Source organism: Acinetobacter beijerinckii CIP 110307 (genome assembly GCF_000369005.1).
In the GTDB taxonomy this organism is placed as follows: domain Bacteria; phylum Pseudomonadota; class Gammaproteobacteria; order Pseudomonadales; family Moraxellaceae; genus Acinetobacter; species Acinetobacter beijerinckii.
On the sequence record NZ_KB849763.1, the window covers coordinates 139,667 to 159,273 of the forward strand.

Here is a 19,607-nt window from a genome sequence, read left to right on the forward strand (position 1 = left end):
ATCCCAAAAAATAAAGCCTCTTTCGTAGAGGCTATATTTTTAATGGATTAGATTAAACTAGAATCTCTCGCTTACCATTTGCGCCCATGGCACTTACAATCCCATTCTCTTCCATCTGATCGATGATACGAGCAGCACGGTTATAACCCAAGCTAAACTTACGTTGTAGCGATGAGGTCGAAGCCTTACGTGTTTCTAAAACAAATGAAACACATTGATCATACAAGGCATCTCGGTTCGGATCACCGTCACCATCTTCAAAACCACGTGATGTTGGTTCTTCATCAAACGGAGTTAAAATTTCATCAACATAATCAGGTTCACCGCGCTCACGCCAAGCATCACAAATACGGTTTACTTCATCATCACTAATAAACGCGCCATGTACACGCTCAGGCTCAATTTTACCTGGTCCAAGGAATAACATATCACCATGTCCGAGCAAGTCCTCTGCTCCACCTGCATCCAAAATGGTTCGTGAATCAATTTTGCTGTTTACACGTAAAGCCACACGGGTTGGAATATTGGCCTTAATCAGACCTGTAATCACATCAACCGAAGGGCGTTGGGTTGCAAGTAATAAATGAATACCCGCTGCACGTGATTTTTGCGCGAGACGCGTAATCATTTCTTCAGCTTTCTTACCAACCTGCATGATCATGTCAGCAAACTCATCTGCAACAATCACAATTGAAGGCAAGGGTGTTAAACGTGGTGCACGCTCACCAACAACTGAATCACTGGCTTTCCATGTTGGATCAATTAAGTCTTCGCCATTCGCGATTGCTTCTTCAACTTTACGATTATAGTCGCTCAATTTACGAATTTTCAGAAAAGACATCAACTTATAACGACGTTCCATTTCATTTACACACCAATTTAATGCACTTACAGCATCTTTCATGTCAGTCACGACAGGCGTTAATAAATGTGGAATATCATTATAGTTGGCTAATTCTAGCTGTTTTGGATCGATTAAAATAAGACGTAATTGATCAGGTGTATATTTCAATAACATCGATAAAATCATCGAGTTTACAGCAACAGATTTACCTGAACCGGTGGTTCCCGCAACCAACATGTGTGGTGCTTTACCCAAATCAGCAATAACTGGATTACCTGAAATATCCTTACCCATCGCCATAGAAAGAATGCTATTTGGATCGGTAAAAGCAGGAATCATCAATAATTCAATCAAACGCACCATTTCACGCGTGCTGTTTGGTACCTCAATGCCAATATAAGGTTTGCCTGGAATAACCTCCACCACACGAACCGAAGCCATCGACATTGAACGCGCCAAATCACGCGAAATATTAGTTACCTTAGATGCTTTCACACCTGGTGCTAGATCAAGTTCAAAACGAGTAACCACAGGTCCGGGTTGAGCTTCTACAACTTGAGCCTTGACATTAAATTCTTGTAATTTAATTTCTAATAACTCTGAAAGTCGAGCTAACTGCTCAGCAGTAAAATTAACCTTTTTATTCGGATCAACTTTATCCAATAACTCCAAACCTGGTAAGGTTGGTAGATCACGTCGTTTTTCAGCAACTTGCATCGAACGTGACATTGGACGACCAAATTTATCTGATAATGGCGCGTCTAAATCAAAATCATCTTCAATATCTAACTCTGATTTACCCGCAGTTTCCTGCCATGCTTCAATAAATGCTTCTTTCGATAATTTTTCTTTAGCTGTATCAATCTCTATTGGTGCTTTCACAAATGCAGAAGATTGAGCATAACTCGTCGTTTTTGCTACCGTATTTTCAGGTTCATCTTCAATTAAAAGATCATTAAAATCATCAAATTGATTACTTTGTGTTTTATTCAATTCTTCTTGCGACTTATTTTGACTTGATACAGGCATTGCTGAATAGGTAGTGTGCGTATCACTTGCTACCAATGATTCTATTTCAGCTTCAAGAACGGTATGATCAGGAGGAGATTTTGCTTCAACTGATTCTTGGGTAAATGGTGTGTGTAAATCGGTAGCTGTTTTGCTATTTGGAACAGCGGCAAGCAACTCATCAAAAATTTGATCATCATTCCAATCTAATTGACTACGATCTGAATGTTTTGTACCTAAATCCGTATGAGAGCTATAGGCATACTGGTTAGATGAATTAGTGTTCTCATCTGCTGCTCTTAATAGCGCATCAATTTCTTGTTTGTGGCTCGCATCATCTCTTTGTAACGCACGCCATACTTCACCCGTTTGAACAAGGCGTTGGCTCTCTTGCTCCATCTGATGCGCTTTTTCTAAAGTTTCTTCAAAATCTTCAAATGCAACTTGTTCTTGCGACTGAACTATTTTCTGTTCTTTAGCCACTACATCAGCAAATAATTTTTCGGCCATGACTTGATGATGCAAATCATCATGTTTAAATGTTTGGCTATTCACTCCTGCAACCTCAAGATTTTTTTCAGCTTGAATATTAGTATCAAGCACTTGTTTGGGTTGTGTTTTATTATTAATTGCTGGGACTTGATCTGCGGTTAACTGTTCTGTTAAATCATAAGCTGATTCATGTTGAGGAATATTTTTATAAAATAAATCTTGTAAATAAGCAGGTGTACGTTTCAATGTTTCCCAAGTTTTATTCCATTGAATACCAAATGCAAGAGTGAATAATAGAATACTAAATGCAAGTAGAAATAAAGTAGCACCATAGATGGTCAAAATTTGGGATAAACTCTGCCCTAACTCAAAGCCAATAATACCACCAGCAGCATTTTCCAACGTATCAGCAGGTGTATTCCAGTGTAAATAAAACAAGCTAGAGATACATAAGATTAAGAAAAATTGTGCCGCATAACGAAATGGACGATTAAGAAAGCTTCGAGGCCACCAAACTTGAATCGCCTCTAGAAATAGAAATAACGGAATCAGCAGACTCGCCCAACCAAGAAAGCCGAATAATAAATCAGCGATCCATGCCCCTGCTACGCCACTTGCATTTGAAACCTGTTGCGTATCACTCGAAATATGCATCCAACCAGGATCAAATGGCGTATAGGTGACGGTGGCAAGGAATAGATAAATGCCAAAAGAAATTAAAAATAATGTCATTAAAAAGCGTTGTGCATAAACACTTGACACCGCAGTCATATACAGTCCTGTAACCCAATTCGTTATTCGTTAGTATTTTTTAAGGCTAAACTGACCTTAATCAATAAGTTTTATATTATGCACTCGTTCTTACAAAAAAGATGCACGATTGTTTACTGTTGTTGTTAACATCAAAGAGCTATTGCAAAGACTGATGAAATATCAGTAAACCTATTTATGATATAGCTCAATTCGATTAGCTTTATCAATATTATCTACTCCAATCGGATGTAGATTCACGTATAATTTCAGCAATTTCAATATAAAAAGGATGTTCTTTAATGAGCGCTCGTCACTCACGGTTAATTATTCTGGGTTCTGGTCCTGCAGGTTATAGCGCAGCAGTGTATGCGGCACGAGCTAACCTCAAACCAACACTCATTGCTGGTTTACAACTTGGTGGTCAACTGACAACAACCACAGAAGTTGATAACTGGCCGGGTGACCCAGAAGGATTAACTGGTCCTGTACTCATGGAACGTATGCAAGCACATGCTGAACGTTTCGGTACAGAAATTGTCTACGATCATATCAATGAAGTCGATATTAAAACTCGTCCATTCGTTTTAAAAGGCGATATGGAAGAGTACACATGTGATGCGCTTATTATTGCAACAGGTGCGACAGCACAATATTTAGGGCTTGAATCAGAAGCTGCCTTTATGGGTCAAGGCGTGAGCGCTTGTGCAACATGTGATGGTTTCTTCTATAAGAACCAAAATGTCATGGTGGTGGGTGGTGGTAATACTGCGGTTGAAGAAGCACTTTACCTATCAAACATTGCAGCGCATGTAACATTAGTTCACCGTCGTGATAGCTTGCGTTCTGAGAAGATTTTGCAAGATCATCTTTTTGCTAAAGAAAAAGAAGGCAAAATCAGTATCATTTGGAATCATCAAGTTGATGAAGTTCTCGGTGATAAAACTGGTGTAACATCAGTTCGTATCAAATCGACTCAAGATTCAAGCACTCAAGTCATCCCTGTTCAGGGTTTATTTGTTGCGATTGGACATAAGCCAAATACAGGTATGTTTGAAGGTCAACTTAACTTGAGAGATGGATACATTCAAGTCCATAGTGGCACGGCAGGTAATGCAACAGCGGCTTCAGTTGAAGGTGTTTTTGCTGCTGGTGACGTGGCAGATAGTATCTATCGCCAAGCAATCACTTCTGCGGGTTCAGGCTGTATGGCAGCATTAGATGCAGAGAAATATTTAGACAACTTGAACTAAGTTACAATTTAAGAAAAAACCACCAATTTTTTGGTGGTTTTTTTTATAAATCATTCATACAATCAAAAACATGAAGATATTTTAAACAAAAATTGATGAGTGGATTATATAAATGACAACAACATGGACCAACGGCTATCAAACTGAAGTAAATTACACCTATGGTTACTATCGAGATTTGAGTCCAAATTTTCAAAAATTTTGTTTGCTACTGAATGGAATTGAAAGTCCTGATTTTCAAGACACCCATAATCATTGCGAACTCGGTTTTGGACAAGGTGTCAGCATAAATATCCATGCGACATCTAATGAAGCAAAATTTTATGGTACGGACTTTAATCCTGCTCATGCTGCCCATGCCAATCAATTAGCAGAACAAAGCCATGTTGAACATTTTTTTTATGATGATAGTTTTGAAGAGTTGCTAAATCGTCAAGATTTACCGATGTTTGACTCGATCAGCTTACATGGCATTTGGAGTTGGATTAGTTATGAAAATCAACATATTATTCTAAAGTTCATTCGCAAATTTTTGAAACCAAATGGTATTGTGTATATCAGTTATAACTGTGTAACGGGTTGGGCTGCAAATATGCCAATTCGTGAACTATTTCATAGTCATTTTAAGTTTAATAGCAAAAGCACCAATCCAATTCAAAAAGTGAGTGAAGCACTCAATTTTAGTGATGAATTACTGAAAAAAAATCCAGTTTTTGCTCAACGCAATCCAAATGCTTTACAAAAGGTTGCGGATTTAAAACAACAGAATCCAAATTACTTAATTCATGAGTATTTAAATCAAGATTGGCAATGTTTTTCATTTCAACAAATCGTTCGTATACTTGATGAAATCAAATTGTCTTACGCTGGTTCTACTGATCTTGGTACTCATTTAGACAATATTAATTTCTCTGATGAACATCAGCAATTTTTAAATGCGATTGAGCATCCAATCTTCAAAGAACAATGTCGAGACTATTTCGCAAACACGCAATTTAGACGTGACCTATTTATTCGCGGAAAAAATAATTTAACACCGCTACAAGTCCAAGAAAAATTACGTAACACTGCTTTCGTGCTGCTTACAGCTAAAGAGCAACTGCCAACGAGTATTAATGGACTATTAGGCACATTCAATTTAATTGAAGAAATTTATCAACCTATAGGTAATCGCTTTGCTGAAAGTGATTACCAGCCACTTACGATTGCAGAGCTGGAATCTAGTTTTCCAGAATTAAATTATGCAAAAATTCTAAATGCTTTAGTAATTCTGTGTCATTTGGGCTTGGCTCAACCTTGTCAGAACCTTCAACCAAGCGGAAAAACAATTTTGCATTGCCAAAATTTAAATCATTACATTTTAAAACAAGCCAGTTTTCACCAAAACTATAGTGTATTAATCAGTCCAATTACTGGAATTGGTATTGCTACAGAACATTTTCATCAATTATTTTATCGAGCACATTTTATTGATGGCTTAGAGGCTGCGAGTGATTTTGCACATTATGTTCAAGAGGTGATTAGTCAGCTTGGATGGCTGGTTTTAGACAAAGATGGAACTACTGTCTCAGATCAAACCAAAAGCCTTGAAATTATTCAAGCCAAAGCACAATTGTTTATTGACAGTAAAAAAATACAAATCGCTAAACAACTTCGATTATTTAACTAATCTGTTACTTGAATGGCAATCTTCAATGATTGCCATTCAATTTCAGTTACGTTAGTTTAGAATTATTCTTATTTACTTTATTGGCTATGCAACAACTTCCTCCATCCCAATATATTTTTCCCAATCCGATCGAAGCCGATCCAGAAGGTCATGGATTCATTTGTATTGGTGCAGATCTTTCCCCTTCTACTCTATTTGAAGCCTATACTCACGGTTTGTTCCCTTGGTTCAATGAAGATGAACCCATTTGTTGGTGGAGTCCTGAACCACGCTGCATTATTGAGCCTCAAGCTTACAAACCAAGTAAGTCTTTAATACGCAACATGAAGAAACACGACTATCAAATCACGGTAAATCACGCTTTTGAGAATGTCATCCGCTCATGCTCGTTGCCACGGAACTATGCCAATGAAACATGGATTAGTGAAGATATCATTCAAGGTTATTGTGCCCTATTTGAAGCGGGTTATGCATACAGTGTTGAAGTATGGGAGCAAGAAAAACTCGTTGGTGGATTATATGGTGTGACCATAGGTACAGGTTGTTTTGGTGAATCTATGTTTAGTATAAAAACAGACGTATCAAAAATGGCTTTTTATACATTAATGCTAATTGGTCAAGAAAATAAATTACCTTGGATTGATTGCCAATTGGTGAATGAACATCTTTCAAGCTTAGGCGCGAGTACACTTTCTCGCCAAATATATTTAAAATCGTTACAAGATGTAATTATCACCCCCTCTATCAATTGGAAAAGTTATCAAGAACGTGTATTTTCAAGTAAAACAATAGCAGTTTTTGCAAAATTAGACGGTTAATGGATTAACACCTTGGAGGGACAGATTAATGAAATCATACCAACCCAAGTCCCTTTTAAATGACTTACAGTATTACATCACGCCTCCACATGACTGTAGTTATCTAGATAACAAATCAGCTCGGATGGTGTTCTTAGACCCAATTCATCGCATTGATGTGGTGACGTTGTCAGAACTTTCTCGTGTCGGCTTTCGTCGCAGTGGTGATTTTGTCTATCGCCCTGAATGTCATTTATGTCGGCAATGCTTATCCTGCCGCGTTCCTATTCAAGAATTTAAAATGAATAGCAGCCAAAAAAAGGCATGGAAACGCAACCAAGATTTACAAATGAGTATCTTACCGACCTCGCAAGCCACTCAACAACATTATGATTTATATGAAAGATATATTAATGAACGCCACTCAGATGGCGATATGTATCCTGCAAGTTTAGATCAATTTGAGAAATTTCTAGTGCATAGCTGCACAGAAAGCTTCTTCATAGAACTTTGGGAAGATAAAAAACTGATTGCTATTTCAACTTGCGATTTGATGGATGACGGACTGTCAGCCGTTTATACATTTTTTGATCCAGATGAACAACGCCGCTCTTTAGGGGTATTCGCTATTCTCAAGCAAATTGAATATGTCAAAATGCTTAATCTCGATTATCTTTATTTAGGTTATTGGGTGCCACATTCATCCAAGATGAACTATAAATCACAATACACACCACTTGAATTATTACTCGATGGACAATGGCGCCGACTCAACCGTCCACTTTCTGAAAATGAAATTCATCAACTGGGTAATTCATTAATGAGTACGCTGCCTTCTGAATGGAATAATTTAATTATTAAATAATGCCGCAAAATCATCCGTGCATGTTTTGACCATAATCACAGCATGCTCTCTTGAGCCATCTAAATTTGGATAATAGTTTTTACGCAAATCAATTTGATGAAAATCTGCTTTTTCATACAAACGAATTGCCGCTGCATTACTTTCACGCACTTCTAAAAAAATCTGAATCGGGTCATTTTTTAATTGTTTAATAGAATAATCTAACAATTCGTATCCAAGACCTTTACCCTGCTGACTTGGATGGATCGCCATCAACAATAAATTAGCTTCATCCAAAACAGGTTGTAGAATACAGAATCCCACAACCTGATCAGCCTCTTCATATATGGTACATTGATAAGAAGCTAGAGACTCTCGGAATTGTTGCTTCGACCAAGGATGAGTTTGCAGTAAACGCTCAATTGCTGTTACAGGATCCAAGTCATTTTCTTGCATTAATCTGATCACTCGAATATCTTCCAAAAATCTAATTTGGCAGATTATCGACAATTTAAGTAAAAATATAAATAAAAAATTGGGCAATCTGAATTGCCCATCATTTTAATTCGGATTAAAGCCTAACTCAGCACGCCATTTATTTAATAGCGTAGTTGTATCATCATCATTAGGATGAAATTTTGGTCTTAAAAATGACAATAAAGCTGGTATTTGACGCGTCATAAAGCCTTTATAGCCATACATGAACTTAAGCATGTATTTTGTGTCACGCCATGTCAGCTTGCCATCTGTTTTAAGCAATGTTGCTGTGAAATAAGATTGCGTGATAAAGATTAGCCCCATGGCAATAACCAAAGCTAGAGAACGCATAAAATACGCTTTAAGCCCTTGACCATACATGGCTTCATAAACATCGAATGCCACGGCTTTATGCTCATTTTCCTCAACGGCATGCCACATCCATAAATGGTACATCGTCTCATCCATAAACATGGATTGAATATCAGGGTTACTCAACAACTCTTCCGCAATGGTCGAGGTAAAATGCTCCAAGGCACATGTCCCTGTTAAACCGATCATTTCTTTGGTAAAACCAAATGGTTTCATTACAGTTGAAATAACACTTGCTGCCGTATCAATCACTTTACCAGTCTGTGCTTCTAATTTACGAACATCATATCCATATGCTTGAGCTGAAGCATTAAATGCAAGATGTTCTTTAGAATGCATCGCTTCTTGACCAATAAAAGCACTTATTTCTTTCTGTAATGCAGGATCTGCTAACTTAGGATCGTTTCTTACTGCACGCGTACTATTGACAAAGAATTGCTCGCCTTCTGGAAATAGGGCTGAGAGTGCGGTCATAAAATGTGTTAAAGCTGCATCACCACTTGCCCAGTAGCGTGGCACTTCACCAAACTCAAAGTCCATTCGGCGTACAGGAAAGCTAGCGCCAGCTCGGTTTGAAATATTGACTTTAGCATTCATATAACGCTCTCCTATATATTGCAGATATATTTATTAATTCATTATTATTCTTTAGTTATACGCTGTTTTTGATGCTATAAATAAGTGCAGATAAGGTCACAAAAGCATCATCTTAGGACATTTCACAAAAATACGTTTAAAGAGTAAAAAAGTAATAATAAAAGAAAAAGGACAATAAATTGTCCTTTTAAATTTCACTTTTAATTTTTATTGGAAATATTACAAACCTAGTTTTGCTTTCCAATCTTTCAATAATTGCACTGTATCTAAATCATTTGGATGAAATTTCGGTTTGAAATAAGCCAGCATTTCACCCGCCATCCCTGAAATTATACCTTTAGAAGGGCTATAACCATATTTATAAATCATACCCAATTCTTTTAGATTTAATTTCTTATCTTGCTGAAGCAAACGTAAAGTAAAATAGGATTGCAAAATAAAGATCAATGTCATTGCAAATACAAGTGCTGAGGTACGTAAGCTATAGGCTTTCAGCCCCTTACCAAACACTGACTCATAAACATCATACGCAACAGCTTTGTGTTCATTTTCTTCGACAGCATGCCAAAACCACATATATGACATTGTGTCATCTGTCATCAAATCTTGGATATGTTTATTACGTAATAGTTCTGAAGCAATCGTTGCAGTAAAGTGTTCTAGAGCGGTCGTAGCTGTTAAATCGACCATCTCTTTTGTCATACCAAAGGGCTTTACAATCTTTGAAAAATTATTAAGTGCAAATTGAATATAACGTCCAGTGATTTGTTCTAGCGATCGAACATCATGACCATATTTTTGTGCAGAAGCATTAAAATTCACGTGCTCCTGAGTATGCATTGCTTCTTGACCAATAAAAGCACTAATTTCTTTCTGTAATTCAGCATTATCTTTAATTGTCGGATGATAACGGACGGCACGTACCGCATCGATAAATAATTTTTCACCATCCGGAAACAGCGCTGATAAAGCAGTCATAAAATGTGTAAGACCTGCTGAACCATTCATCCAATATTCAGGTACTTGATCAAAATCAAAACTCATACGACGTACAGGGAAACTTGCACCTGCACGATTTGAAATATTTACTTTAGCATTCATGCCGCCTACTCCTTTTCAGTGATTTTTTCACTGAGCACTTTTGTTCGTTTTCTTGAGTTTTATATTACGGTTTTATGCTGATCAATTAAGTGCAGTTTAGGACAGCAAGGTATCAGTTAAGGACACTCTTACAAAATATTGTCAAACAATAGATATAAAAAAGCACCCCTAAAGGAGTGCTTTTTTATTACTTTAAGGGCTTATGCAGTTACTTTAGCAACAACACCAGCACCTACAGTACGACCACCTTCACGGATCGCAAAACGTAGACCTGGGTCCATTGCGATCGGGTGAATTAATTCTACTGACATTTCTACGTTGTCACCAGGCATAACCATTTCAACGCCATCTTGTAATTTGATCGCGCCAGTTACGTCAGTTGTACGGAAGTAGAACTGTGGACGGTAACCGTTAAGGAATGGAGTATGACGACCACCTTCTTCTTTAGAAAGTACGTATACTTCTGCATCGAATTTAGTGTGCGGCTTGATTGTACCCGGCTTAGCAAGTACTTGACCACGTTGTACGTCTTCACGCTTAGTACCACGAAGAAGAACACCACAGTTCTCGCCCGCACGACCTTCGTCAAGAAGTTTACGGAACATTTCCACGCCAGTTACAGTTGTTACTACTGTGTCACGAATACCAACGATTTCAACTGATTCGCCAACTTTAACGATACCAGATTCAACACGACCAGTTACAACTGTACCACGGCCTGAAATAGAGAATACATCTTCGATTGGCATTAAGAATGCTTTGTCGATTGCACGCTCTGGCTCTGGAATGTAAGAGTCAAGTGCAGCAACTAAGTCGATTACAGCTTGTTCGCCATAAGGACCATCGTTACCATTTAATGCTTGAAGCGCTGAACCACGGATGATTGGAGTGTCATCACCTGGGAAGTCATAAGTAGAAAGAAGTTCACGAACTTCCATTTCTACTAATTCAAGTAATTCTTCATCATCAACAAGGTCACACTTGTTTAAGAATACGATGATGTAAGGTACACCAACCTGACGTGAAAGAAGGATGTGTTCACGAGTTTGTGGCATTGGACCATCAGTCGCAGCACATACAAGGATCGCGCCATCCATCTGAGCAGCACCAGTAATCATGTTTTTAACATAATCGGCGTGGCCCGGGCAGTCTACGTGAGCGTAGTGACGGATTGGAGAATCGTATTCTACGTGTGAAGTATTAATTGTAATACCACGTGCTTTTTCTTCAGGAGCTGAGTCGATTTGCGAGTAATCTTTCGCTTCACCGCCGTAAGTTTTTGCACAAATAGTTGCAATCGCAGCAGTTAAAGTTGTTTTACCATGGTCAACGTGACCAATTGTACCCACGTTTACGTGTGGTTTATTACGTTCAAACTTGGCTTTAGCCATGATGATCTTCCTTTATAAACTGCTCATGAGGGTCACCCATGAGCACTTGGTTTTTTAACTAAATTTTAGTTGGCTAATATAGTAATCGAAAGATTACTCGTCGTCACCTTTTTTACCGCCAGTCTGGAACTTAGCGATGATGCCTTCAGCAACGTTACGTGGCGTCTCTGCGTATTTAGCGAATTCCATAGAATAAGTCGCACGACCTTGAGACATAGAACGCATTTGAGTTGCGTAACCAAACATCTCAGCTAATGGAACTTCTGCTTTAATTGCTTTTGTTCCACCAGGAAGATCGTCCATACCTTGAACCATACCACGACGACGGTTTAAGTCACCCATGATATCGCCCATGTAGTCTTCTGGAGTTTCTACTTCAACTTTCATGATTGGTTCAAGAAGGATAGGATCTGCTTTCATGAAACCGTCACGGAATGCATAAGAACCAGCCATTTTGAACGACAATTCATCAGAATCGACATCGTGGTAAGAACCATCAAATAATGTCGCTTTGATACCCACAACAGGGTAACCAGCTAATACACCATTCTTCATACGTTCTTGAATACCTTTGTCAACCGCACCAAAGAATTCTTTAGGTACTGTACCGCCGACAACTTCTTCAGCGAATTGGTATTCTTTACCAGCTTCTTCAACATCCATAGGCTCTAAACGAACATATACATGACCGAATTTACCTTTACCACCTGTTTGACGAACAAACTTACCTTCTTGCTCAACAGTCTTTTTGATTGTTTCGCGGTAAGCAACCATTGGTTTACCAATGTTCGCTTCAACACCGAATTCACGCTTCATACGGTCAACGATGATGTCAAGGTGAAGCTCACCCATACCAGCAATAATCGTTTGACCAGATTCTTCATCTGTACGAACGCGGAACGATGGATCTTCTTTAGCCAAACGACCTAAAGCAATTGACATTTTTTCTTGGTCAGCTTTAGTTTTTGGTTCAACAGCCAATGAAATTACTGGCTCTGGGAATTCCATACGCTCAAGTGTAATGATGTTTTTCTCATCACATAATGTATCACCCGTAGTAACGTCTTTAAGACCTACACACGCTGCGATATCACCTGCACGAATTTCATCAAGATCTTGACGTTCGTTCGCATGCATTTGCACGATACGACCAATACGCTCACGCTTAGATTTAACTGGGTTATAAACCGGATCACCTTGTTTAAGAACACCAGAATAAACACGTACGAATGTTAAGTTACCTACGAACTTATCGTTCATGATTTTGAACGCAAGTGCAGAGAACGGAGCTTCGTCAGATGCTTCACGAGATGCTTTAGTTTCATCTTTGTCGTCAAGGATACCTTCAATCGCTTTAACTTCTGTTGGAGAAGGTAAGAATTGAATTACAGCATCCAACATACGTTGAACACCTTTGTTCTTGAACGCTGAACCACAAAGCATTACTTGAATTTCAGATGCTAAAGTACGAGTACGAAGACCAGCGATGATTTCTTCTTTAGAAAGATCACCTTCTTCTAAGTACTTGTCCATTAACTCTTCAGATGCTTCAGCCGCAGCTTCAACCATCTTAGTACGCCATTCGTTAGCAGTATCTACTAGATCAGCAGGGATATCACCGTATTCAAACTTCATACCTTGAGATGCTTCATCCCAGATAATCGCTTTCATTTCGATAAGATCAACAACACCCGCAAACGTATCTTCTGCACCAATTGGCACAACGATAGGTACAGGGTTACCACCTAAACGAGTTTTAACTTGCTCTACAGCACGGAAGAAGTTTGCACCAGTACGGTCCATCTTGTTCACGAATGCTAAACGAGGCACTTTATATTTGTTTGCTTGACGCCATACAGTTTCAGACTGAGGTTGTACACCACCAACTGCACAGTAAACCATGCACGCACCATCAAGAACACGCATAGAACGTTCAACTTCGATTGTGAAGTCAACGTGTCCCGGTGTATCAATTACGTTGATACGGTGTTGTGCAAATTGGCTACTCATACCTGACCAGAAACAAGTTGTTGCAGCAGAGGTAATTGTAATACCACGCTCTTGCTCTTGTTCCATCCAGTCCATTGTTGCTGCACCATCGTGTACTTCACCAATTTTGTGAGATACACCTGTGTAGAACAAAATACGTTCTGTTGTAGTTGTTTTACCTGCGTCAATATGCGCAGAAATACCAATATTACGGTAATTACTAATAGGGGTTTGGCGAGCCATGATGTCTACATTCCTAAATGTTATATTTAAAACAGGACGCATCAATTAAATTGATGCGCACAAATATCCAAGCAGGCAACTTAAATACCCGCAAAGCTCCCACTTTGATAAAGAGCAATGTTGAATCGAGCTGCTGTACGCATGAATATTCTCCTGATTAGGGACTGTTTTATCCGCTTAGAAACGGTAGTGAGAGAAGGCTTTGTTGGCTTCAGCCATACGATGCACGTCTTCACGTTTTTTGATCGCAGAACCTTTACCTTCAGCTGCATCAAGCAACTCACCAGCAAGACGTAAAGCCATCGTTTTTTCAGAACGCTTAGCAGCAGCATCTACTAACCAACGCATAGCTAAGGCAGTACGACGGGATGGGCGTACTTCCATAGGTACTTGATAAGTAGCACCACCAACACGGCGTGCTTTTACTTCAACCATAGGACGAACTTTTTCAAGAGTAGTCTCGAAAAATTCAACTGGGTCAACTTTGTTTTTTTCTTGAACACGTTCTAAAGCACCGTAAACGATACCTTCAGCAACAGACTTTTTACCATCTTGCATTACGTGGTTCATGAATTTAGCGATTGTTTGGCTGCTAAATTTTGGATCTGGAAGGATCTCACGAGCAGCGACTACGCGACGTCTTGGCATTTTATACACCTAAAAATATGACACTTCAGGATAATCCAGCAGTTTGTACAAGTGTCATGTACGCTACGCTGGCCTTACTATACGTCGCTTGAATTACAAATCTATGAAGAATTCAAACAAGCGAAACGCTAAAAGGTTGCTTGGCTAAATTTCCCAGAATTACTTCTTAGGACGTTTAGCACCGTATTTAGAACGTGACTGGTTACGATCTTTCACACCAGCACAGTCTAAAGAACCACGAACGGTATGGTAACGTACACCTGGTAAGTCTTTAACACGACCACCACGGATAAGAACAACACTGTGCTCTTGTAAGTTATGACCTTCACCACCGATATAGCTTGATACTTCAAAACCTGAAGTTAAGCGAACACGGCAAACCTTACGCATTGCTGAGTTAGGTTTTTTAGGTGTAGTCGTGTAAACACGTGTACATACACCACGACGTTGTGGACAAGCCTTCAACGCAGGAACTTTTGATTTTTCAATCAAAGTTGTACGACCCTTACGGATCAACTGATTTGTTGTTGCCATTTGGCAATTCTCCCGTTATTAAACAACCTTAAAAAGAAAAACACCTCTTTTTAAGGGCACATAATTGTAAGCCAAGAACTAAAAATGGTCAACATCGCAAAACAAAGCAACTATTGACCATTTCAAGGTTTTTTGTAGTTTTTTCTACTCCCTAAACTGGAGTGAAAAATTAACTATGTTTTGTTGATGCTGGCTCTATATCAATTGACTTTTTTTCATTTGATATTTCAGATTCTTCATCAACAAGTAATTCATCTTGCTCTACTTTTAATGCAGGCTGTTGCTCTGTATGAGCATGTTCAACCACATGTTGTTCAGCAAGTTGTTGAATACCCTCTTCGACTTGTCTTTCTACAGGTGGTTTAGAGATAGATTCATCTTTTGTTTGAATCGAAACACTGGTAATGACATCATTTTTTTGTTCGTCAGCCTCTAAAGCTTGACTAGAACTAACTTCTTCAGTGTCTAATAACCGTGTGGGTTGCTTTCTCAATAAAGCTTCCGCCTTATAATAAGCATCTAATGCCGAAATGTTTTCTGTTGGATATTCGTTTAAATAAAAACGTGCTGCACCAAAAACCGATTGAGATTTTTGCCCAACATCTTCAAGCAGTCTCCAACTATAAAAACCACCTAAAGCCGCACCCGCAATTGGAGTCAATTTGCCAATCATAGACACTTGTGGAATTTGATTTAACCATGCCCACTTAAATTGTCCCGCATCATCAACCAACCATTTTTTAACCAGTTTAATATCATTATTGGAACCTAATAGTTTTTGGAATTGCTGCAAATCGTGCGTTTCAAGCATTGATTTCAAAGCTTTTAATGCGACTAACAAAGTCTGTTTTTCTGCAACCAAACTCAGGTCAATTTCTTTAAAAATAAAAGCAACAATCTCTTGATCATTTTCATCAGTAAGATCAAAACCGTGCGAACGACCAGTTTGATAAATAGTTCTTAACGCCAAAACAATTGATGCTGGAATATCAATCGCCGCACCCCAAACGCCTGTTGCACCTGTCACTGCACCTTGTGCTAATGCCAATAGTTTATTTTGCTCAATCAGGGCTTGACTCAATCGTTGTGAGCGACCTGTATCTTTTGTTAATTCAATGATGTCATTTACACCAGCCTCTTCAAGAATTTTTTCGGTCAGAGAACTATTTGAACTAAATTCATTTAACCATTGAAACAAATAATCAGAAACTTTTTCACCTAAATCTGGAGACACAAAAGTCGCAATATTATTTACTTTACTATAATGTCTACCCAATAGTTGATGAGATAGTTTTGGAAATTGTTGGCGTAGCATATGTTGTGGATTTTCATATTTTTCCACTTCAAAAGGACTTTTAAATCGAGCACTTCCTTCAATAACATTGGCTGATTGAGCATGTTCAGCACTTGAAGTTGTAGGAGCAACTTGAAATTTTTGCAATTCCGAACTGAGCTTTTTAGCCACTCCAAAGGCTTGTGCCAATAAACCTGAAGATTGCTTGTTTTTAGAATTTGTCATCAAGTACCTCTGTTCTGTCATTTGCGAATTTCTAGCTAAATACTAGGTTGAATATAGATTTATCTCAACTTTTATCTGTGTACTTTCATTACGTTTCGTCACAACATCACTCATAAGCACCCATATCGACTCAATCAGAAATAGACATAAAATATGCCATAAGAAATGAAAATCCTTTCTGTTATCATGGTGTCATTCACTCATAAGTCATTTCAATCGTTATATTCTCCTAATTTTTAAACATAACGATGATGCACAAGGCTTAGTATTACCATAAAAGGGATCTGTAAATGAAACGTGTTGTAATCACTGGTATGGGCATTAACTCATGTATCGGTAACTCTTTAGAAGAGGTCACTCATTCTTTAAAAAATGGAATCTCGGGAACACGTTTTAACCCAACTTATGCTGAACTCAATTTCAAAAGCCATGTGAGCGCAGCCGCAGTTCAAGAATTTGATAATATCGATCGTAAATTAAAGCGCTTTATGGGCGTATGTGCCATGTATGCATACAACACAGCGATTGCAGCTGTAGAGCATGCAGGTCTGAAACAAGAAGATCTAGCGAATAACCCTCGTTATGGTATTGCTGGCGGAAGTGGTGGTAACTCAACTGCTTCTGTGACAGAAATGGTGAAATTACTAGAAGAAAAAGGTGCTCGTAAAATTGGCCCATTCTTCGTACCCCGCAATATGAGCAATACAATTACAGCGAATGTCGGTGTAGCATTGAAACTACAAGGCGTTGCGCACTCAATTACCAGTGCATGTGCAACTTCTGCTGATGCAATAGGCTATGCCTACAACCTGATTCAATTGGGTAAACAAGACCTAATGCTTGCGGGTGGTGGTGAAGAAGATCACTGGTCTCAAAGCTTATTATTTGATGCAATGGGCGCGTTATGTTCAAAATACAATGATTCTCCTGAAACTGCATCTCGCCCTTACTCTGCTGACCGTGATGGCTTTGTGATTGCTGGCGGTGGTGGCTTCGTTGTACTTGAATCACTTGAACACGCTCAAGCACGTGGTGCAAATATTCTTGCAGAAGTCGTTGCTTATGCAGCTAACAGTGATGGTGCTGATATGGTTGCCCCATCTGGTGAAGGTGCAACGCGCTGTATCCTAATGGCCTTAGACGAAGCAAAACAACATGGTGTTGAAACAGTAGATTATGTAAACACTCATGGTACATCTACGCCAGCAGGCGATATCACTGAACTTAAAGCAATGGAGCGAGCATTTGGCGAAGGTCAAGTTCCTGCATTTAGCTCAACGAAATCTATGACGGGTCATAGTTTGGGTGCAGCAGGCGTTCAGGAAGCAATTTATTCAGTATTAATGATGCAAAATGGTTTTATTGCACCAAACATTAATGTGACAGAATTAGATGAAGGCGCACAAGGTTTTGATCTTGTACTTGAAAAACGTGATGCAAAACTGAATACTGTAATGAGTAACAGTTTTGGCTTTGGCGGTGTAAACGCTTGCCTCATTTTCAAGAAGTGGGATGCATAATCCCGCATAGGATTATCAATGGATGCACCTTCTGATGCTTTTTTATGGGTAAAAGCATTACATATTATTGCCGTGGTTTGTTGGTTTGCTGCTTTATTCTACTTACCACGATTATATGTTTATCACGCAATGAGCGAGGATGCGATTAGTCATCAACGCTTTGAAGTGATGGAACGCAAGTTGTATCGCGGAATCATGTGGCCCTCTATGATCGCCACACTCCTCACAGCCCATTTTCTTGTAGATTGGGGTGATGCAACTCGACACTACCATGAAGCATTATGGTTTTATATGAAAGTTGGCTTAGTTGGCTTATTAGTCATTTATCATTTTGTTTGTGGTTACTACCGTAAAAAACTGATTGGCAATGCACACTATAAGTCGCATAGGTTTTGGCGTTTCTTCAATGAAATGCCCACCTTATTATTATTTGCAATTATTATTTTAGTTGTTGTAAAACCTCAGTTCTAACTGAGGTTTTTTATTCTAGAATAAATGAAAGATATTAATAGAATAACTTCAGACATCATATGATTCATTCATTCTATAGATACATTGAGAATTTAAATTTTTGGTTGTTTTCCAAGCTGATTGTTCATCTAAAAATGCATGAATTTCAATATCGCAGACTCACAGTCGATGAAATTGTGATGGCAAAACAAGTCTTTGGTAATCTCATTAATTATGATGAGGTGAAAATCTTTAATATTGCTTACTTACCATGGCAACCCGTTGATATTTTTATGGCTCCAAATGGTAACTTGTTTGTCCATCAAAAATATTTCTGTTCAGACTACTCGAAAGCTTCACTTTCCTTAAAAAGTATATTTATTCATGAGTTAGCTCATATTCTACAGTTTCAGCAAGGCATCAACGTCATACTTAAAGGTGCAATACTTCAAACTGGATATTATTTAAGTTTAAAGAAATATAACCCCTATCATTATGAACTTATTGAAGATAAACCCTACGATACATACAATATCGAACAGCAAGGTGATATCGCAAAAGATATTTTTTTAAAGAAAATTCCAAATATCATAGATAAAAATAAAAGCCCTGTAGGTTAAATTACAGGGCTTTTAAGTTGAAAATTCAGAATTGCTGTTAAGCAGCGGTTCCTTTGCTTTGTTCAGTTTTGAGTTCATGGTCAACATCCATATCTGTTGTGAAATCTACACGCATTGCATCCATAACAATCGTACCTACTCGCCCTACTCCAACTGCCAAACCTAAGGCAATCACAGGAAATAAAATAGCTGGAAACATAATCTTTACCTCTTTAAACAAACTTAATTGATTGACTCAGCGTTATTGTCTTTTTCTCGGAACATAACTGTACCAATGCGCCCAACAACGACTGCAAAACCAAAAGCTACAACAGGGAATAATAAAACTGACATATTGTCACCTCATAAATCCAAAATTTAGAATCTTCTTAAATTGAGTAGTTAAGCTTCTTGATTTTGTAGCAGGACTGTACCTACACGGCCAACAACAATAGCCAAAATAGATGCGATGATTAGAAAAAATAATACTGACATATTTGTTACCTCTCT

General features: G+C 38.4%; 17 protein-coding genes. 7 read left to right on the forward strand and 10 right to left on the reverse strand.

Features of this window, described 5'->3' with window-relative positions:
• Nucleotides 1-52 precede the first annotated feature (52 nt).
• Nucleotides 53-3,115 (reverse strand): DNA translocase FtsK, encoded by a 3,063-nt coding sequence (locus F933_RS00645; protein WP_005057463.1) that lies wholly within the window; start codon nt 3,113-3,115, stop codon nt 53-55.
• A gap of 281 nt (nt 3,116-3,396) precedes the next feature.
• On the opposite strand from F933_RS00645, the gene trxB reads away from it, so the two are divergent.
• The 4 genes from trxB (at nt 3,397) to F933_RS00665 (ending at nt 7,678) form a co-directional block, all read left to right on the forward strand.
• Complete coding sequence (gene trxB / locus F933_RS00650; RefSeq protein WP_005057465.1) at nt 3,397-4,347, forward strand: thioredoxin-disulfide reductase; 951 nt, start codon at nt 3,397-3,399, stop codon at nt 4,345-4,347.
• Nucleotides 4,348-4,459: 112 nt separating this feature from the next.
• Nucleotides 4,460-6,016 carry a methyltransferase regulatory domain-containing protein gene (locus tag F933_RS00655; RefSeq protein ID WP_005057468.1) on the forward strand — a complete coding sequence of 519 codons (1,557 nt, stop codon included), beginning with the start codon at nt 4,460-4,462 and terminating at the stop codon, nt 6,014-6,016.
• A gap of 86 nt (nt 6,017-6,102) precedes the next feature.
• Nucleotides 6,103-6,834 carry a leucyl/phenylalanyl-tRNA--protein transferase gene (aat, locus tag F933_RS00660; RefSeq protein ID WP_005057470.1) on the forward strand — a complete coding sequence of 244 codons (732 nt, stop codon included), beginning with the start codon at nt 6,103-6,105 and terminating at the stop codon, nt 6,832-6,834.
• 28 nt (nt 6,835-6,862) lie between these two features.
• Complete coding sequence (locus F933_RS00665; RefSeq protein ID WP_005057475.1) at nt 6,863-7,678, forward strand: arginyltransferase; 816 nt, start codon at nt 6,863-6,865, stop codon at nt 7,676-7,678.
• Here F933_RS00665 and rimI read toward each other — a convergent pair.
• The 8 genes from rimI to F933_RS00705 all read right to left on the reverse strand — a co-directional run bounded on the left by rimI (nt 7,664) and on the right by F933_RS00705 (nt 16,528).
• Nucleotides 7,664-8,125 carry a ribosomal protein S18-alanine N-acetyltransferase gene (rimI, locus tag F933_RS00670; protein ID WP_212749950.1) on the reverse strand — a complete coding sequence of 154 codons (462 nt, stop codon included), beginning with the start codon at nt 8,123-8,125 and terminating at the stop codon, nt 7,664-7,666. The genes F933_RS00665 and rimI overlap by 15 nt on opposite strands.
• Nucleotides 8,126-8,218: 93 nt before the next feature.
• Nucleotides 8,219-9,103 carry a metal-dependent hydrolase gene (locus tag F933_RS00675; RefSeq protein WP_005057479.1) on the reverse strand — a complete coding sequence of 295 codons (885 nt, stop codon included), beginning with the start codon at nt 9,101-9,103 and terminating at the stop codon, nt 8,219-8,221.
• Between the two features lie 219 nt (nt 9,104-9,322).
• Nucleotides 9,323-10,204, reverse strand: coding sequence for a metal-dependent hydrolase (locus F933_RS00680; protein ID WP_005057481.1), 882 nt, complete (start codon nt 10,202-10,204; stop codon nt 9,323-9,325).
• 200 nt (nt 10,205-10,404) lie between these two features.
• Entirely contained in the window at nt 10,405-11,595 is a 1,191-nt protein-coding gene (gene tuf / locus F933_RS00685) for an elongation factor Tu (protein WP_005050895.1), read from the reverse strand.
• A 93-nt stretch (nt 11,596-11,688) separates the two neighbouring features.
• Nucleotides 11,689-13,827, reverse strand: coding sequence for an elongation factor G (fusA, locus tag F933_RS00690; RefSeq protein WP_005056516.1), 2,139 nt, complete (start codon nt 13,825-13,827; stop codon nt 11,689-11,691).
• Between the two features lie 177 nt (nt 13,828-14,004).
• Nucleotides 14,005-14,475, reverse strand: coding sequence for a 30S ribosomal protein S7 (gene rpsG, locus F933_RS00695; protein ID WP_003653285.1), 471 nt, complete (start codon nt 14,473-14,475; stop codon nt 14,005-14,007).
• Between the two features lie 159 nt (nt 14,476-14,634).
• Nucleotides 14,635-15,009, reverse strand: coding sequence for a 30S ribosomal protein S12 (gene rpsL, locus F933_RS00700; protein WP_004638184.1), 375 nt, complete (start codon nt 15,007-15,009; stop codon nt 14,635-14,637).
• Between the two features lie 169 nt (nt 15,010-15,178).
• On the reverse strand, nt 15,179-16,528 hold the full coding sequence (locus tag F933_RS00705) for an EcsC family protein (protein WP_005057483.1): 1,350 nt from the start codon (nt 16,526-16,528) through the stop codon (nt 15,179-15,181).
• Between the two features lie 290 nt (nt 16,529-16,818).
• Between F933_RS00705 and F933_RS00710 the strand changes: the two genes are divergently transcribed.
• From F933_RS00710 to F933_RS00720, 3 genes are read left to right on the forward strand one after another with little or no spacing between them, the layout of a single operon-like run.
• Complete coding sequence (locus F933_RS00710) at nt 16,819-18,048, forward strand: beta-ketoacyl synthase N-terminal-like domain-containing protein (RefSeq protein WP_005057485.1); 1,230 nt, start codon at nt 16,819-16,821, stop codon at nt 18,046-18,048.
• An 18-nt stretch (nt 18,049-18,066) separates the two neighbouring features.
• Nucleotides 18,067-18,519: a CopD family protein gene (locus tag F933_RS00715; protein WP_005057487.1), complete on the forward strand. Its 453-nt coding sequence runs from the start codon at nt 18,067-18,069 to the stop codon at nt 18,517-18,519.
• A 59-nt stretch (nt 18,520-18,578) separates the two neighbouring features.
• Nucleotides 18,579-19,118 (forward strand): hypothetical protein, encoded by a 540-nt coding sequence (locus F933_RS00720; RefSeq protein WP_005057489.1) that lies wholly within the window; start codon nt 18,579-18,581, stop codon nt 19,116-19,118.
• A gap of 37 nt (nt 19,119-19,155) precedes the next feature.
• On the opposite strand, the gene F933_RS17185 is transcribed toward F933_RS00720, so the two are convergent.
• Nucleotides 19,156-19,317: a hypothetical protein gene (locus F933_RS17185; protein ID WP_005057490.1), complete on the reverse strand. Its 162-nt coding sequence runs from the start codon at nt 19,315-19,317 to the stop codon at nt 19,156-19,158.
• Nucleotides 19,318-19,607: the final 290 nt, after the last annotated feature.

What these genes read in the sequence shown, in the direction of transcription:
- F933_RS00675 (WP_005057479.1), bottom strand. Translation starts at nt 9,103, where the DNA reads ATGAATGCTAAAGTCAATATTTCAAACCGAGCTGGCGCTAGCTTTCCT.
- aat (WP_005057470.1), top strand. Translation starts at nt 6,103, where the DNA reads ATGCAACAACTTCCTCCATCCCAATATATTTTTCCCAATCCGATCGAA.
- F933_RS00720 (WP_005057489.1), top strand. Translation starts at nt 18,579, where the DNA reads ATGATTCATTCATTCTATAGATACATTGAGAATTTAAATTTTTGGTTG.
- tuf (WP_005050895.1), bottom strand. Translation starts at nt 11,595, where the DNA reads ATGGCTAAAGCCAAGTTTGAACGTAATAAACCACACGTAAACGTGGGT.
- F933_RS00715 (WP_005057487.1), top strand. Translation starts at nt 18,067, where the DNA reads ATGGATGCACCTTCTGATGCTTTTTTATGGGTAAAAGCATTACATATT.
- F933_RS00680 (WP_005057481.1), bottom strand. Translation starts at nt 10,204, where the DNA reads ATGAATGCTAAAGTAAATATTTCAAATCGTGCAGGTGCAAGTTTCCCT.
- F933_RS00665 (WP_005057475.1), top strand. Translation starts at nt 6,863, where the DNA reads ATGAAATCATACCAACCCAAGTCCCTTTTAAATGACTTACAGTATTAC.
- trxB (WP_005057465.1), top strand. Translation starts at nt 3,397, where the DNA reads ATGAGCGCTCGTCACTCACGGTTAATTATTCTGGGTTCTGGTCCTGCA.
- F933_RS00710 (WP_005057485.1), top strand. Translation starts at nt 16,819, where the DNA reads ATGAAACGTGTTGTAATCACTGGTATGGGCATTAACTCATGTATCGGT.
- F933_RS00655 (WP_005057468.1), top strand. Translation starts at nt 4,460, where the DNA reads ATGACAACAACATGGACCAACGGCTATCAAACTGAAGTAAATTACACC.
- F933_RS17185 (WP_005057490.1), bottom strand. Translation starts at nt 19,317, where the DNA reads ATGTTTCCAGCTATTTTATTTCCTGTGATTGCCTTAGGTTTGGCAGTT.
- F933_RS00645 (WP_005057463.1), bottom strand. Translation starts at nt 3,115, where the DNA reads ATGACTGCGGTGTCAAGTGTTTATGCACAACGCTTTTTAATGACATTA.
- rpsL (WP_004638184.1), bottom strand. Translation starts at nt 15,009, where the DNA reads ATGGCAACAACAAATCAGTTGATCCGTAAGGGTCGTACAACTTTGATT.
- F933_RS00705 (WP_005057483.1), bottom strand. Translation starts at nt 16,528, where the DNA reads ATGACAAATTCTAAAAACAAGCAATCTTCAGGTTTATTGGCACAAGCC.
- fusA (WP_005056516.1), bottom strand. Translation starts at nt 13,827, where the DNA reads ATGGCTCGCCAAACCCCTATTAGTAATTACCGTAATATTGGTATTTCT.
- rpsG (WP_003653285.1), bottom strand. Translation starts at nt 14,475, where the DNA reads ATGCCAAGACGTCGCGTAGTCGCTGCTCGTGAGATCCTTCCAGATCCA.